We start from the raw sequence: 14,743 nt of genomic DNA, 5'->3' as shown, positions 1-14,743 counted from the left end.
CCGTCTGCCAGCCCGGCGCCCACTGCCCTCCTACTCGATTTTTTCGCTCAAATCGAGCCACTCGACTTCCAGCGCATTCGACTCGTTGTTCATCTTCTGCAACTCCTGGTTGAGCGCGTTGAGTCCCTCATAGTCGCTCGGGTCGTTCGCGGCCATGCGCTGCTGCAGATCGGTACGCTGGGCTTCCAGCTTGGCGAGCTTGCGTTCAATGGCGCTGATGCGCTTGCTGATCTTCGTAAACTCCTTGCCGCCGATTTTCTTCTCGGAAGCGCCTTGATCGCTGGAGGCGTTCGCGGCGGCCGACTGCTCAGCCTTGGCCGTGTTCGACTCCATGCGTTCCACGTGCTGCTGGTTTTCCACCATGTCCAAGTAGTCTTGCACGCCGCCCGGCAGATGGCGGATTTCGCCACCCATCAGCGCGAACTGCTGGTCTGTGACGCGTTCGAGCAGGTAACGGTCGTGGGACACGACGATCAGCGTCCCTGGCCACGTGTCGAGCAGATCCTCCATTACGGCCAGCATGTCGGTGTCCAGATCGTTGCCGGGTTCGTCCATGATGAGCACGTTCGGTTCGTCGAGCAGGATCAGCAGCAGCTGCATGCGGCGCTTCTGACCGCCTGACAGATCCTTGATCGGCGTCATCAGCTGCGCCGACTCGAATCCGAGGCGTTCCATGAGCTGTCCGGGCGTCACTTCCTTGCCGGCCACCACATAGCTCGGCTTGTAGCGGCTCAAGACTTCCTTGATTTTGTACTTGCCGAGACGCTCAAGCTCGTCGAGACGCTGCGAAAGCACGGCAAATTTGACGGTTTTGCCAATGTTGACATGGCCGACCGTAGGCGTCAGCGATCCGTCCAGCACTTTGAGCAGCGTCGACTTGCCCGCGCCGTTCGCGCCGACAATGCCGAAACGGTCGCCCGGTCCGATCAGCCACGTCTGGTTGTTCAAAATCTCGCGTCCCGAAATCGTCACTTCATGGGCCGCCGTGATTTCCTCTTCATTCGATTCCGTGTCGGTTTGCGCGGATTGGACGGGAGACGGACGGTCGATATGGGTCTCGACTTCGCTCGTACGGTTGCCTTCGCCGAGTCGTCCCGTATGGTTCGCCTCGTTGCGCGGGTTCTCGATGCCTTGCGCCGACAAAATGCGCGGATCCTTGTCCGAATCCACATTGATCGTCACGGAGCCGAACGCCTGAGGTTCTTCCACCAGCGGCGGCACCACGTCCACGCGGGACGTGCTGGCCGTAAGCGCGGCGGCGTTCGGATCAATGCCCGAAGCGTCGGCGGCCTTGTCAAAAATCTGCGTGACGTCAATCAGGTCGATGACCTGCTTGCCGAGTCGGCTGGTGGCCATCTGCTTCAATTCCAGCGTATTGCGCATGGGCGGCACGTCGGCGATCAACGCGCGGGCCGACTTGACATGGAACTTCTGCTTCGTGGAGCGGGCTCGTGCACCGCGCGACAGCCACGCCAATTCCTTGCGCGCCAGATTGCGCCGCTTCGTTTCGCGTACATCGGCCTGGCGGTCACGTTCCACGCGCTGGAGCATGTAGGCGCTGTAACCGCCTTCGAACGGTTCGATCTGGCCGTCATGCACTTCCCACATCGACTCGCACACCTCGTCAAGGAACCAACGGTCGTGCGTGACCACAAGCAGGGCGCCCGTGCCCTTGGACCAGCGGCGCTTCAAATGTTCGGCCAGCCAGTGGATCGTCACCACGTCCAAATGGTTCGTGGGCTCGTCAAGCGCGAGAATGTCCCAGTCGCGCAGCAGCAGGCGCGCCAAATCGGCGCGACGGCGTTGGCCGCCCGACAGCGAACCGATTTTGGCGTCCAAATTCATGCCGCCGAGCAGCGCTTCCACAATCTCGCGCGACGTATTGTCGCTCGCCCATTCGTAGTCTTCGCGGTTCTCCAACGCGGCCTCGCGGATCGTGGCGTTGTCGTCCAGCTGGTCGCGCTGGTCGAGCATGGCGAACGTCAGGCCATTGCGCTTCGTGACCCTGCCCGAATCCGGCTGGACCGTGCCCTCAAACAGGCGTAACAGCGTGGATTTACCGTCACCATTGCGGCCCACAATTCCAATGCGGTCACCTTCAAAGACGCCCTGCGTGACATCCGTAAAAATCGTTTTGGTCGCAAACGCGAGTGAAACGTGCTCAAGTCCTAAATCATACGTCGGCATAACCATCCACTGTATTCACCACGCTTAACAAACGGCATGCGTGCGTCAAGGATGCGCCGGGGGGTGGATGACACACCCGTCCGACCACACCCCCGGCCTGCGATGGACATCCCCGCGCCGCCAGCTGAAGCTGGAATCTACGCGTCCGGTTGGCGATACCGGACCACGTGGCACACCAGCGAAAAGGGGGAACTCATGCCACAACGATCATTACGTACATGGTGGGGAGCGCTTCTGGCCGCGCTCGCCATGATTTTCGCGGGATTGGGGCCCGCGCAGGCGCTTGCCATGAGTCCCAACGGATTTGGCATTGACGGCGGCAAATACGGGGCCGGACGCTTTATCAATCCCGTAAGCCTTATCGGTTTGCATGAGGTGAATCTGGGCGTCCAATGGATTTCCCTCGCCGACGGGTTGCCCGTCTACTGTATTGAAATGGGCCAATGGGGCGGCAAGGAAACCACTTGGGCGCCCGCCACGGACAAGGATTCGCAGATCGCGGCCGTCATGGTCAACCAGAATCTGCGCCATATCAATGACGACTTTATCCAGTCGGCCGTGGCATATGCAATTCACGACCATCTCGATCCCGACCTCGCGAACAACTGGTCGTGGCTCAAGGCCAACAACAACGGCCTGGAAGACGGAGACTGGAATGCCACGGCCAACAAGGCCGCTGAACTTTGGCAGGCCGCCAGCAATGCCGTGCCCGCAAAAGCGGACATTCAACAGGCCTATACAAGCGGCAAACGCACGGGATCCGTGGATCCGGGCATCCTCAACGCCGCAGGCAAACGCATAGCGGGACTTGCGTACACCGTTACGCTCAAAGGTCCCGCACGCTTCAACGACACCAAGGACGGCGCGCAAACATACAAAGGAACCACTACGGGCGGCGCGCAATCAATCGTCTGGACCGCCACAGGCAACGGTGACGTGACGGCCACCGTTTCTTATGCCACACCTACTGGCGGCAAACAGATTATCGACGGCTACCAGAACACGTTCAAACCGCTACAAACCACATCCACGCAAAACGGTTATGTGTCGTTCCGCGTGCAGTCGGACTTCCAGCCCACCGTCACCACGAACGTCTCGACGCGCGAAGTCCATCCCGGCGACCGCATTACCGACACTGTCACGAGCGGCGTCAAACAGGGCGACAGCTGGGCGGACGGCGTGCACGTGTTGGCGCACGGCTACTATTTCACGGGCGACGAGACGCTGCTCTCCCCCATCCCGCAGGACGACGGAAAAGGACACACCAACGATATTGACAATCCGGAAAGTCCTGTCGACTATCTGCACCGCCTGATCGGCGCCTATGGGGAACCGGTCGGCGAAGCGACCGTCACGTTTACCAAGCCTGGCGAAACGAAAACGGTGACGGCGCAGGCCGGCGGCAAAGACTACATCTCTCCGGAAAACGGCACCTTCGGATCGTGGTACTGGACGATCAGCAAAACGGAGCAGCCCGAGGAAACGCGCGACTATATTACGCACTCCTACAACGATCTGCTGGGCAAAATCAACGAAACCTCATCCCACCCGTCCTCGATCGTGCACGATTCCACAGTGCTGGAACAAGCGTCGGGACTCGACACCGACATCATGGACACGATCACGATAGCGGGGCTGCCCGCGGACTATGGCGACTTTGCGGGCAACGACGAATACGGCATGAGCGCGGACGCCAATGCCACAATCCGCGTATGGTGGGCCGGTTCGGGAACGGGAAACCGAGAACAGGACATGCAATACGAGCCGGACTCCCCCAAGGAGCCCAAACAGGACGAGCACCACAAGCTGCTCGGCGAATGGGAAGTCCCGGCAAGAAACGGCACCTACAAAGTGGGCGGCGGCGCGATCACATTGCTGGAACACGGTACCAAACAAGCCAAAACGGTGGCCAAAGACGTCGCCATTCGCGCCAGTGACGCCAAAGAAACAGGATATTACGTGTTCATATACGACTTCCCCGGATCGTCACGCGCCACGGCCTTCCGCAGCGACTACAACGATCCGTGGGAACGGTCGTCTATTGAGCAGACGGCTTCGCCCATAAGCCTCACCTCCCATGTGTCGCACGAGGAAGTGGGCCAGGGAGACCAGTTCTACGACGTGGCGCATGTTACGGGACGCGTGGAACGCGGCTCCTATGTGCTGTTCACGGCCTATGACGCTGTGCATGGCGACCCCGATCTCGCCGCGCCAACACTGTTGCGCGAAGTGCGCGTGGATGTTACCGACAAGCAGGCAGACGAAAGCGGCGAGCGCGCATTCGACGTATTGAGCCCCAAAACGTCGACGGACACGGTGGGCAATGTGTATTGGAAGGCGCAGCTGTTCGCGCCGGACGGCAAGGCGCTCGCGTCCCACGAGTTCGGCATCGAATCGGAAACGGTGAAGGTGCGCGGCATCAGCGTCACGTCGAAAACAAGCGCCGAACAGGTGTATGTGAATCAGGAATTCAGCGATACGGCTACGATTCATGGGAAGGTTTCACGTGGAACATTCGTGATTTTTGAGGCTTATGATCCCGTGGACGGCGGTCCTGAAACCACCACGACCAAATTGTTGGAGAACGCCAAGGTGCCTGTCACCGACCAGCAGGCGGATTCAAGCGATTGGAACACCACATTCGACGTGGTCAGTCCCACTGTGAAGGCGACGCGTGCGGGACGCGTGTACTGGCACGTACGTGTTATGCGTGCCGACGGCCATCCGCTCGCTTCGCACGAGCTCGGCGCGGCCGGTGAAGATGTACTGGTGCTCCACCCCTCTATCACTACCAATGTGTCGCGTACCGCCGTAAAACCGAATGAGGAGTTTTATGACACGGCACGCATCACAGGCAGCGTGGAACGCGGCTCCTACGTGACCTTCGACGCGTATGCGCCTGTAACGGCCGGACCAGAAACCGTGGATGCAAAACTGTTGGACGCCATACGTGTGCCTATCAGCGACCGGCAAGCCGACGCGAGCGCATCGGAACCTGTGGTGGTGCGCAGCCCCGCCACCAAAACGGCGCACGCGGGCACCGTATATTGGCGCGCCACGCTGCATATGGCGGACGGCACGGCCGTGGCCACGCACGATTTGGGATTGCCCGAGGAAACCACCTATGTGGCTCCGGGCGGCTATGTGTCTTCCGAGGCCCAACCCATGGGCGGCGCGGGAGAGCCGCTGTATGACATGGTCACGGTTTACCACGAGTCCGAAGGCCACGAGGGCAACGGCAACGCGAACCCGTCGGGCATGGTCGGGTCGATTCCGCAAGGCTCGTATGTGACGGTGGAACTTTACCGGCAGGACGGCCACAATACGGCGTCGAAGGCGAACCGCATCGCCTCCCATGATTTCCCCGTGGATGTGGCGGCCATGCGCGAAGGCAAACTCACCTTCAAGGCCGCGCACGAATCCTTCCATTTGGACAGTGCGGGCGTGGTGTATTGGGTGGCAACACTGAAAACAGCCAACGGCGCCGTATTGGACAAGGCCGTCTACGGAGAGTCGGGCGACCAGCACGGCACGGGAGTGGAATCCCAAGAGCGCACACCCGTGCAGGAATACTCCACTACGATCGCCAAACAGTGGTTCAGCGTGAACAACACCCAATACGCCGAACAGACCGTTCGCGTATACGACGTGCTCAAGCAAACCGCCTGGCGTCAGCAGGAAGGCGATGCGGGCGTGATCGTGGCCCAGACCGCTCCCGGCACGCAATACCTGTTTGAGGTGTGGAAGCAGGGCGCGGGCGATGTTGCCACGGACACCTTGATGTTCTCGGGAGACGCCCACGCCATGCCGCAGTCGCGCTTGGCACCGCAAGGCGAGAACGCGGACGCGATCTGGCAGCAGATGAAGTCGGAGACGTTCACGATCGGCGCCGACTGGGGCGCGGGCACGTATTACGTACGCGTGCTCGTAACGCATCCCGATGTGGACCGCAGCGTGGAAGGACGTGACCATGTGGTCGCCTACACGCCGGCGCGCGACAAAAGCGAATCGTTCCGTGTGGTGTCGCTTGCGTCGCAAAGCGTTGAGCCGCTCGTATCCACCGACAACCAGTATGTGCAAGACTCGTTGCGCGTGGAAGGCACGCTGCCGAAAGGCTCTTCCTATGAGGCGCAGTTGTGGACGACGGACGCCGATGGCAATTGCGTCAAGCCCGTGGGCCAAACCACACGTGTGACGCTGGAAGAAGATGTCACCAACACGACGCTCACGTTGCCGGTCATGGCCACACCGCAGCAAGCGGGCGCCTATCAATGGCGCTTCCGCGTATGGACGCCCGACGAACTCGGCGGCGAGCCCACGATCGAAGACGCCTCCGTACGCGTCCCCGACGACTGGAAACAGGGTGACGGCTACGCGTCACACCATCTGGTCTACGACGGCACCAATGTGCCCGCAGAACATATGGAAATCGTACGCATCAGTACGAATGTGGCGGGAACGAGCGGCGTCCATACGGATGCGGACGGACGCCACTATGTCAACGTGACGCATGGCGCCTCCGTACAGGACCGCGCGGTCATCGAAGGCAATCTTGCGGACGGCTACACGCTCGGTTTCGATTTGTATCGGCAGGACGCCGGCGAAGATGCGGACGCGGACCAGCTCATCAAATCGATCGAACCTGTCGCGTTGGCGAGCGCCACTACCGAATTGGAGTCGCAGATCCGCGAACTTACGGAGCCGGGCACCTATTATTGGGTGACTCGGTTCGCGAAAGCAGACGGTTCCGCATGGCTTCCCGACAACGCGCCTTATGTGCTCTCCCCCAAACGCGTGGTCGAGGAGACGTTCGAGGCGGCTCGCATCACCACGGTGACGAACGCGTGGAGCGGCGCGGGCGGCACTACGGTGGATACGGCCCGCATTGAGGGCTGCGTACCGCAAGACGCCACCGCGAATTTCGAACTGCACGATTATGACACGGGCGATCTGATTGGCGAAACGGGCCAGGTGACGCTTGGCGAGCTCGGTTACGAGTCGTGTTCGCATGGTTCCAATGTGCAAACGGTCACGAGTCCCGCCGTCTCCGTGCCGGAGGCGAAGGATTACTATTTCGTGGAATCGTTGCGCTTGCCGAATGAACCCGAAGATGAGTTCCATCGCGGCAATGACCGCGTTCCATATGAGTCCACGCGCGCCATTGCGGCCAGTACGCGCACTGCCACGCAAGTTGCCGCAGGTACGGCCGTGTCCGACTATACGGATCTCAAGAATCTCGTATATGATGGCGATCCGCAATTGCGGGACGACTTGGCCGGTCCGCTTACGATTGCGTGGGAGGTCTGGAGACAAGGCACAGGAGACGAGTCCACCGACACGAAACTGGCCGTCTTGGACGCACTGGAACTTGAGGACGGGGCCACTGAAGCGAACAGCCCCGCCTATCTGTTCAAGGAGATGGGCGTCTACTATTTCCGTGCGCGCGTATGCTCACCCAACGGCGACACGGTGGCGTATGGCGAGGCCCGCGAGCCTGCGGAAACGGTTCGCGTGGTGGAGGCCGAGTCGTCCACGGATCCCGTAGTCGAGGAACGTACCGAGATCCGTGATACCGTCACGATTCGCGGACCCGTGCTCGCGGGCACGATGGTGTCGTGGAACGTGTATGCGTTGGGCAATGGCGAAGCGGCCGACGACCAGGAAGTGGCGAGCTGGACGGACGCCGACCACGGCGCCTACATGCTCACGCAGGCCGACGCCGCCACCGCGATGCATGATGGTGAGGTAAGTATCACGAGTCCCCTCTCCTACCGCGGCAAAGCGGGACAGCGCGTGTACTTCGTGTTCTCGCTGACCGCTCCGGCGCGTGGCGAAGACGGGACAGTGAATACTGGTCGGTTGGCGAGCGCCGAAGATCTGACGCTTACCAATATTCAAACAGGCGAACCCACGGCCGCGTTCTTTACGGATGCGGCGCGTGTGACCAATGAAACGGTGTCGATTATCCGCATCACCACACAGGTCTCGCGGTCGAAAGCCACCGTGGGCGACGTGCTTCACGATACGGCGCTTATTACGGGCCATGTTCCGCAAGGCCATTGCGTCACGTTTGAATATTGGCGCCAGGATGATGGCGACGATGTGGCCGAGGACAAGCTGGAGACCGCTACGGCCTGCGTGACGGTTCCCGAAGGCGCCACGCACGTGAACAGTCCCGACGTGGTGGCGGGAACGGCCGGCACGTTCTATTTCCGTGAGCGGCTGGAGCACGCTACCAGCCATAAGCGCATCACCTACGGTGAGCCGCGCGTAAGCGGCGAAACCGTACAGGTCAAGGAGCCTAAGCTTGCGAAGACGGGCATTGCGCTTATGCCGTTCGCCATGGGCGGCGCGGGATTGCTGCTATGCGCAGCCGGCCTGCTCACCTTGCGCAAACGGTGGAGGTGATGCAGGCCGGATTAGTGCTTCGTTATCGTTTTGTTATTGCTGCTACTTCGTGAAATGCAGGGTTGCCGTGAGTCCCAAGTGGTCGCTGCCGTCCACGCGGATCTGCTTGACCTGTGAGGCCGTGAGGTATCGCGTGAACAGAATGTGGTCGAGTACAATGCGCGGCCACGGCAACCAGCTCGGATAGGTGGCGTGAATGCCTTTGGCTTCCACGAGCGCGCTGTCGTTCAGTCCGCTGTTGAGCAGCGCGCGGAAGCTTGGGTGCGGGATGCTGGAGTTGAGGTCGCCCATGATCACGACCATGTCGCGACGGTTCGCATCCGTTCCGTATCCGTATCCGCGGGCGTTCACGGCACCCTTCTGCTGTGTGGGATCCCCTGCGAATCCGGCCACGGCCTCATAAGCGTCGGGCTGCTTGGGTTCGAAGGTCACCGTTTCGCTGGTGCCGTCCTCCTGGCGTACGCGGATGGTGTTGTCCTCGTTGAGATCGGCCGTACCCGCGGCATTTTGCGCGGACATCGTGGCCACGCTGATTTGGCTGTCTTGCGTGGCCTCCACGTCGGTACGAATGTCGTCCACTTCCAGCGGACGGCCCGTGTAGCTGTACATCTGGCGCTGTCGGCTCGGCTGCACTTGCTCGGCAAGTTTGCCAAGGCCGCGGATGCCTTCCGACCATTCGCGGCAACCGCGCATCGGGGATTTCGGATGGGCGGAAGCGAAGGTGATCGACTGGTCCTCGTTGATCGTGAATTTCATGGCGGGCACTTCGGCGGCCGGGATTTCCACGGCTGACGCGGTTGTTTCGTTCGGTTCCACGCGGCTGAAGATGGCGTTGAATCCGCCGTTGTCAGTGGGCAGCTCGACGCCTTGGACATGGTATGGCAGCAGCGCTTCGATGCCTTCATTTTTCAGGTCTGCGATAAGATCGTCGGAGACTTCCTGCAGCGCGAGCAACGCAATATCGTTGCGTTCTACGGCATGGATAATTTCGATGCCGTTCGCACGTCCGTATCGGCAGTTGAGCGTCATGACGCGGAACGTTCCCGGATGGTTGCCGTCAAGGCGTTGACGTGCGGCACGATGTTCCTTGCTCGTCTGGTCTGCGGATTTGCCGGCCTGTTCGGCCAGTTCGCGCTTCCTCGCGTAATATTCGGCGACCCTTTTGGCGGTGTTCGGGGCCTGGATGTTGTTGAGGATGTATTGCGTCTTGCGCGCCAGCGCCGCGAGCAGCACCATGGCCGCGCACACCACGTACGGCCAGTCCTTCTCCAGTACGCCGAACACCACGAATATCGTGAGCGGAATATATAAGAATGGCGTCAGCGCCAGCACATACGGCAAAGGATTATGGCCGTCCTTGCCGGCCGGCAGTTCCGTAAGAGCAAGCCAGATGCCGCACACCAACAGCAAAATCCAAAGAATAACCATGCCCGTCCTCGTTTTTTCCTCTCTCCATCACGTGAAACCATCCCATTGTTTCACGTGAAACTAGAAAAAATGAGGACGTGTTTCACGTGGAACACGTCCTCATCGTCATGTTTGTCAGTGCAGCAGTCCGCTCAATCCGCCGCCCAGGTTTGGCGGCAATTCGGTGTCGCCGTTCATCAGGCCCTGCAGCTCAGGCGGGACGCTCGGCTGCTTGGCGAACGCGGAACCCGAACGGTTGCCGCCCGCAAGCTTGGCGCGCAACGCTTTCTCTTCAGCCTCGCGCTTCATCGGGTTTCCGGACTTGCCCTTCTTGCCCTTCTTACTCTTCTTGCCTTTCTTGGACGAACCGCCGCCCATGCCCGGGTAACCGCCCAGACCGGCCTTGTTCGTCATGCGGCGCATCATCTTGGACGCCTGCTCGAAGCGCTGGAGCAAACCGTTGACGGCGGATACCGTCACACCGGAACCGTAGGCGATACGGGCACGACGCGAACCGTCGATAATCTTCGGGTTGGCACGCTCTTCCGGTGTCATGGAACGGATAATCGCCTCGGTACGGTCGATCTCGCGCTCGTCGAACTGCTCGAGTTCCTTGCGGTGCTGGGCCATGCCCGGGATCATGCCGAGCAGCGACTTCATGGAGCCGAGCTTGCGCACTTGCTGGAGCTGGGCCAGGAAGTCGTCAAGGCCGAAGCTGCCTTCGGACATCTTCTGCGCGGCCTTGAGGCTCTCTTCCTCGTCGAACTCGCGCTGCGCCTGCTCAATAAGCGTAAGAATGTCGCCCATGTCGAGGATGCGCGAAGCCATGCGGTCCGGGTGGAAGACCTCGAAGTCCTTGAGTCCTTCGCCGTTGGAGGCGAACAGGATCGGCTTGCCCGTCACGCTCGCCACGGACAGCGCGGCACCGCCACGCGCGTCGCCATCAAGCTTGGACAGCACCACGCCCGTGAAGTCCACGCCCTCGTCGAAGGCCTGCGCCGTGCGCACGGCGTCCTGGCCGATCATGGCGTCGATCACGAACAGGATCTCGTTGGGCTGCACGGCGTCGCGAATATCGCGCGCCTGCTTCATAAGCTCTTCATCCACGCCCAAACGGCCGGCGGTATCGATGATCACCGTGTCATACACGTGCTGTCGCGCGTAAGCGATGGAATCCTCGGCCACCTTGACGGGGTCGCCCGTAGTCTGGCCCGGAGCGGCCACGGCTTCGCCGCCGTCGGCCTGCACACCGCGCTCGGGAGCGTAGACGGGAACACCCGCACGCTCGCCCACCACTTCAAGCTGCGTCACTGCGTTCGGACGCTGCAAATCGGCGGCCACGAGCAGCGGCGTATGGCCCGATTCCTTGAGCCAGTAGCCCAGCTTGCCCGCCAACGTCGTCTTGCCGGCGCCCTGCAGACCGGCCAGCATAATGATGGTCGGGCCGGTTTTGGCGAAGTTGAGCGGACGTTCCACACCACGGCCCAGAATGTCGGTCAATTCCTCATTGACAATCTTGACCACTTGCTGCGCCGGATTGAGCGCCTGGGACACTTCGGTGCTCAGCGCACGTTCGCGCACCTGCCTCGTGAAGGAGCGCACCACGTCGAGCGAGACGTCGGCGTCCAGCAACGCGCGGCGGATCTCGCGAATCGTACCGTCAATATCCGCGTCGGAAAGTTTACCCTTGCTCTTCAAATGCTTGAACGCATTCGAGAACTTATCTGTTAACGAACTAAAAGCTGCCATAATGCCCCCAAGTTTAATGGTTAGCAGAGAAATCCGGCAAACTTATGCAATCCGGTCAACGTAGGGCGGCAGGAACAGCGAATCTTTCATTCTTTGGGATAGGCGAATGTCGGATCGGTACGGTGAATCTTCGTTATCTTCGATTTCTCCCCGTTTCTCCCTATTTCTACCCAAATCTTCCCGTTTCTTCCCATTTCTACCCGTTTCTATCCAAATCTTCCTCGCCAAGTTCGCCCGTCACAAAAGCCCGATTGCCGCCGGCGAATCCAAGTCGCGCGACGCAAAACGGCGCGGAATAATACATATATGGCACGGAATAGCAGGATGGATCAGAAAAGCATTGAACAGCGCGCACTGGTCGTGGGCATTGTGGTGAACATCATCACGATGGTCGGCGGATTCGTGGTGTTCTTCATTACAGGACTTAAAGCGATGTTCTTGGACGCGGCGTTCACGGCAATCGCCGTAGCGTCGGGCGGCGTGGCCGCGATATTGTCCAAAACCACGGCCCGCACCACACAGCGCTACCCCAACGGCAAGTTCGCGCTGGAACCCATGTATGCGATCGGCAAGTCCATTTTTACGATCTCCCTGCTCGCATTCTCGTTCATCGAAGTGCTGCGCGAAGCGATCGACTACTTCTTCCTCGGCGTGCGCCACAAACTGGAATTCGGTCCCGTGGTCATTTACCAGATCGCGGCCGTGGCGCTGTGCCTATGGCTCGTCTGGTACTACCGGCATGAAAACAAGCGCATCGGCAACGTCTCGACCATGCTTAAGGCCGAAGCCAACGGCACATGGGTGGACGGCATCATTTCCATGGGCATCGGCATTGTAGCCGTGATCGTATTCCTCATTCCGGAACATTCGCCGCTCGACTTCCTGCATTACACGGGCGATTTCTTCATTACCACGGCCATTGTGATCCTTACTACCAAGGAACCATGGTCGGTGTTGCGCGAAGCGTTTGTGGAGCTGGTGGGCGGCGTGCATGAGAACGACGATCTCATGGAATATGTGGAAGACCGCATCGCGCGTCTCGTGCCGGCGGACCTCAAGCTCGACCGCGTGCAACTGTTCAAGACGGGCATGAACTTCGATGTTCAGGTCTTTTTACATGGCACGGGCCAGTCGATTGATGTGGACGAACTTGTAGGAGCACGCCAGCGCATGGAAGGCGCGTTGCAGGAGAAACTGCATCTCGTGAACGTGGACTTCGTATTCGAGTAATTCAAGCAATCTTCAGAAAGCTGGGGGCTTCAGAAGCCGCAACCTCCGAAGCCCCAAGCCCCTCACTCACTTCAGCGACCAGGTGGTGCCCTGCGGCGAATCCTCGAGCGTGATGCCCGCGGCCGTAAGGGCGTCGCGAATCGCGTCCGCCGTGGCGAAATCCTTGTTGGCGCGAGCCTGCGCACGGGCCTCGATCTGGGAGGCGATCAGCGCGTCAAGCGCCACACGCTCGGGAGCATCCTCGCCGTTCGAGTTGCGCTGCGCGGACCACGGTTCGGCCAGCGGATCAAGTCCCAACGTGTCGAGCATGGCGCGCACGGCGACAAGCGTTTCGCGCAGTTCGCCGCGGGCCGCGTTCTCGCCGCCGAGCACGCGGTCGATCAGGCCGTTGCCCTGGCGGATGGCCGTGAAAATGGCGGCCGTGGCGCCCGAAACATTGATGTCGTCGTTCATGGCGGCCACAAAATCCTGCGGCAGCATGTCGGCCGTAATGGCCGTGATCTCCTCGCGCTCGGGCTGCTCGCCCAGCGTCTCCCCCGCACGCTCAATGAAGCCGTTGACGCGTTCATACGCGGCCTGCGCCTCGTCGAGCGTCTGGTCGCTCCATTCGAGCATCGAGCGGTACTGTACGGAACCGAGCGCGTAGCGCACGACCCACGCGGAGTGCTCGGCGAGCACGGCCGGCACGGACAGGCCGTTGCCCAGCGACTTGCTCATCTTCTCGCCCTTGGCCGTCACCCACGCCGAATGCATCCAGCGGTTGGCCGATTCGTAGCCGGCGGCGCGCGTCTGCGCCATTTCGTTCTCGTGGTGCGGGAAACGCAGGTCAAGGCCGCCGCCGTGAATGTCGAACATGCCTTCCAGATAACGGTGGCTCATGGCCGAGCATTCGATATGCCAGCCCGGCCGGCCCACGCCGAACGGAGCTTGCCAGCGCGCCGTAATCGGATCGGTGTCCTTGGGCGCTTTCCACAGCGCGAAATCGCGCACGTCCTTCTTGTCTTCGGACATGTCGGCGGGATCGACGGGATTGTATTTGTCCTCGCCGGCCGCGTCCACGGACGGACCCATGCTGTCGGCGATGGCGGCGGCCTCATCCACCTCGGTCGTCTGCTTCTGGTGCGTGAGCTCGCCATAATGCGGCCACGACGCCACATCAAAGTACACATTGCCCGTAGGTTCGCCGTTCTCTTCGCGCACCACATACGCGTGGCCGCGGTCGATCAGGCGCTGGATCATGTCGATCATGGCCATCATGTGGCCCGTGGCGCGCGGTTCGTAAGTCGGCGCGAGCACGCCGAGTTCGTTGTAGGCATGCGTGAACTCGCATTCATAAATATAGGCGCGCTCCCACCAGCGTTGGCTGGCGGCCGCGGATTTGTCGAGAATCTTGTCGTCGATGTCGGTGACGTTGCGGATGAACGTGACGTCGTATCCCAGGCGCATGAGCCAGCGGCGCACAATATCGAACGCGACGGCGGCGCGAATATGACCGATATGAGGCGAGCTCTGCACGGTCGCGCCACACACATACACGCCCACTTTGCCGGGCTGAAGCGGCTGGAACGCGCTTGTCGTATGGGTGGCGGTGTCGTACAGTACTAGATCCTGCGCGGCCCGCGTTACGGAAGAGTCCGCGGAGCCGTTGGAAATTCGCAGATTTTCGGCGTTTGTCATATTTTCTGAACCTACCGATCTTCTAAGACAAACTTGCGCGGGTTCCGGGCCCGCTTTCTGCGGTCGATTTTATCTATTAAAATCT

The 14,743-nt window shown here is 60.6% G+C and carries 5 protein-coding genes and 2 pseudogenes; 2 read left to right on the top strand and 5 right to left on the bottom strand.

The genetic code is table 11. From position 1 onward, the window contains the following. Positions 1 to 30: 30 nt before the first annotated feature. Together BMAGN_RS08740 and BMAGN_RS08735 are read right to left on the bottom strand one after the other, a co-directional pair. A pseudogene (locus tag BMAGN_RS08740) lies at positions 31 to 984 on the bottom strand (ATP-binding cassette domain-containing protein); the annotation flags it as partial. A gap of 150 nt (positions 985 to 1,134) precedes the next feature. Continuing rightward, a pseudogene (locus BMAGN_RS08735) lies at positions 1,135 to 2,187 on the bottom strand (ABC-F family ATP-binding cassette domain-containing protein); the annotation flags it as partial. 195 nt (positions 2,188 to 2,382) lie between these two features. Between BMAGN_RS08735 and BMAGN_RS04360 the strand changes: the two are divergent. Beyond that, the gene (locus BMAGN_RS04360) at positions 2,383 to 8,595 is read left to right on the top strand and encodes a hypothetical protein (protein WP_152593278.1); all 6,213 of its coding nucleotides are present in this window, start codon (positions 2,383 to 2,385) and stop codon (positions 8,593 to 8,595) included. 42 nt (positions 8,596 to 8,637) lie between these two features. On the opposite strand, the gene BMAGN_RS07860 is transcribed toward BMAGN_RS04360, so the two are convergent. Further along, positions 8,638 to 10,023 carry an endonuclease/exonuclease/phosphatase family protein gene (locus tag BMAGN_RS07860; protein WP_022859960.1) on the bottom strand — a complete coding sequence of 462 codons (1,386 nt, stop codon included), beginning with the start codon at positions 10,021 to 10,023 and terminating at the stop codon, positions 8,638 to 8,640. Positions 10,024 to 10,137: 114 nt separating this feature from the next. Then, complete coding sequence (ffh, locus tag BMAGN_RS04350; protein ID WP_022859959.1) at positions 10,138 to 11,751, bottom strand: signal recognition particle protein; 1,614 nt, start codon at positions 11,749 to 11,751, stop codon at positions 10,138 to 10,140. Between the two features lie 324 nt (positions 11,752 to 12,075). Between ffh and BMAGN_RS04345 the strand changes: the two genes are divergently transcribed. After that, entirely contained in the window at positions 12,076 to 12,981 is a 906-nt protein-coding gene (locus tag BMAGN_RS04345) for a cation transporter (protein WP_022859958.1), read from the top strand. 66 nt (positions 12,982 to 13,047) lie between these two features. Here BMAGN_RS04345 and cysS read toward each other — a convergent pair whose 3' ends face one another. Then, positions 13,048 to 14,658 carry a cysteine--tRNA ligase gene (cysS, locus tag BMAGN_RS04340; RefSeq protein ID WP_022859957.1) on the bottom strand — a complete coding sequence of 537 codons (1,611 nt, stop codon included), beginning with the start codon at positions 14,656 to 14,658 and terminating at the stop codon, positions 13,048 to 13,050. Positions 14,659 to 14,743: the final 85 nt, after the last annotated feature.

The sequence above is a fragment of the Bifidobacterium magnum genome (genome assembly GCF_000741255.1).
GTDB classification, from domain to species: Bacteria; Actinomycetota; Actinomycetes; order Actinomycetales; family Bifidobacteriaceae; genus Bifidobacterium; species Bifidobacterium magnum.
The sequence above is the reverse complement of the archived record's forward strand: the minus strand, read 5'-3'. Positions and strand labels throughout refer to the sequence as shown.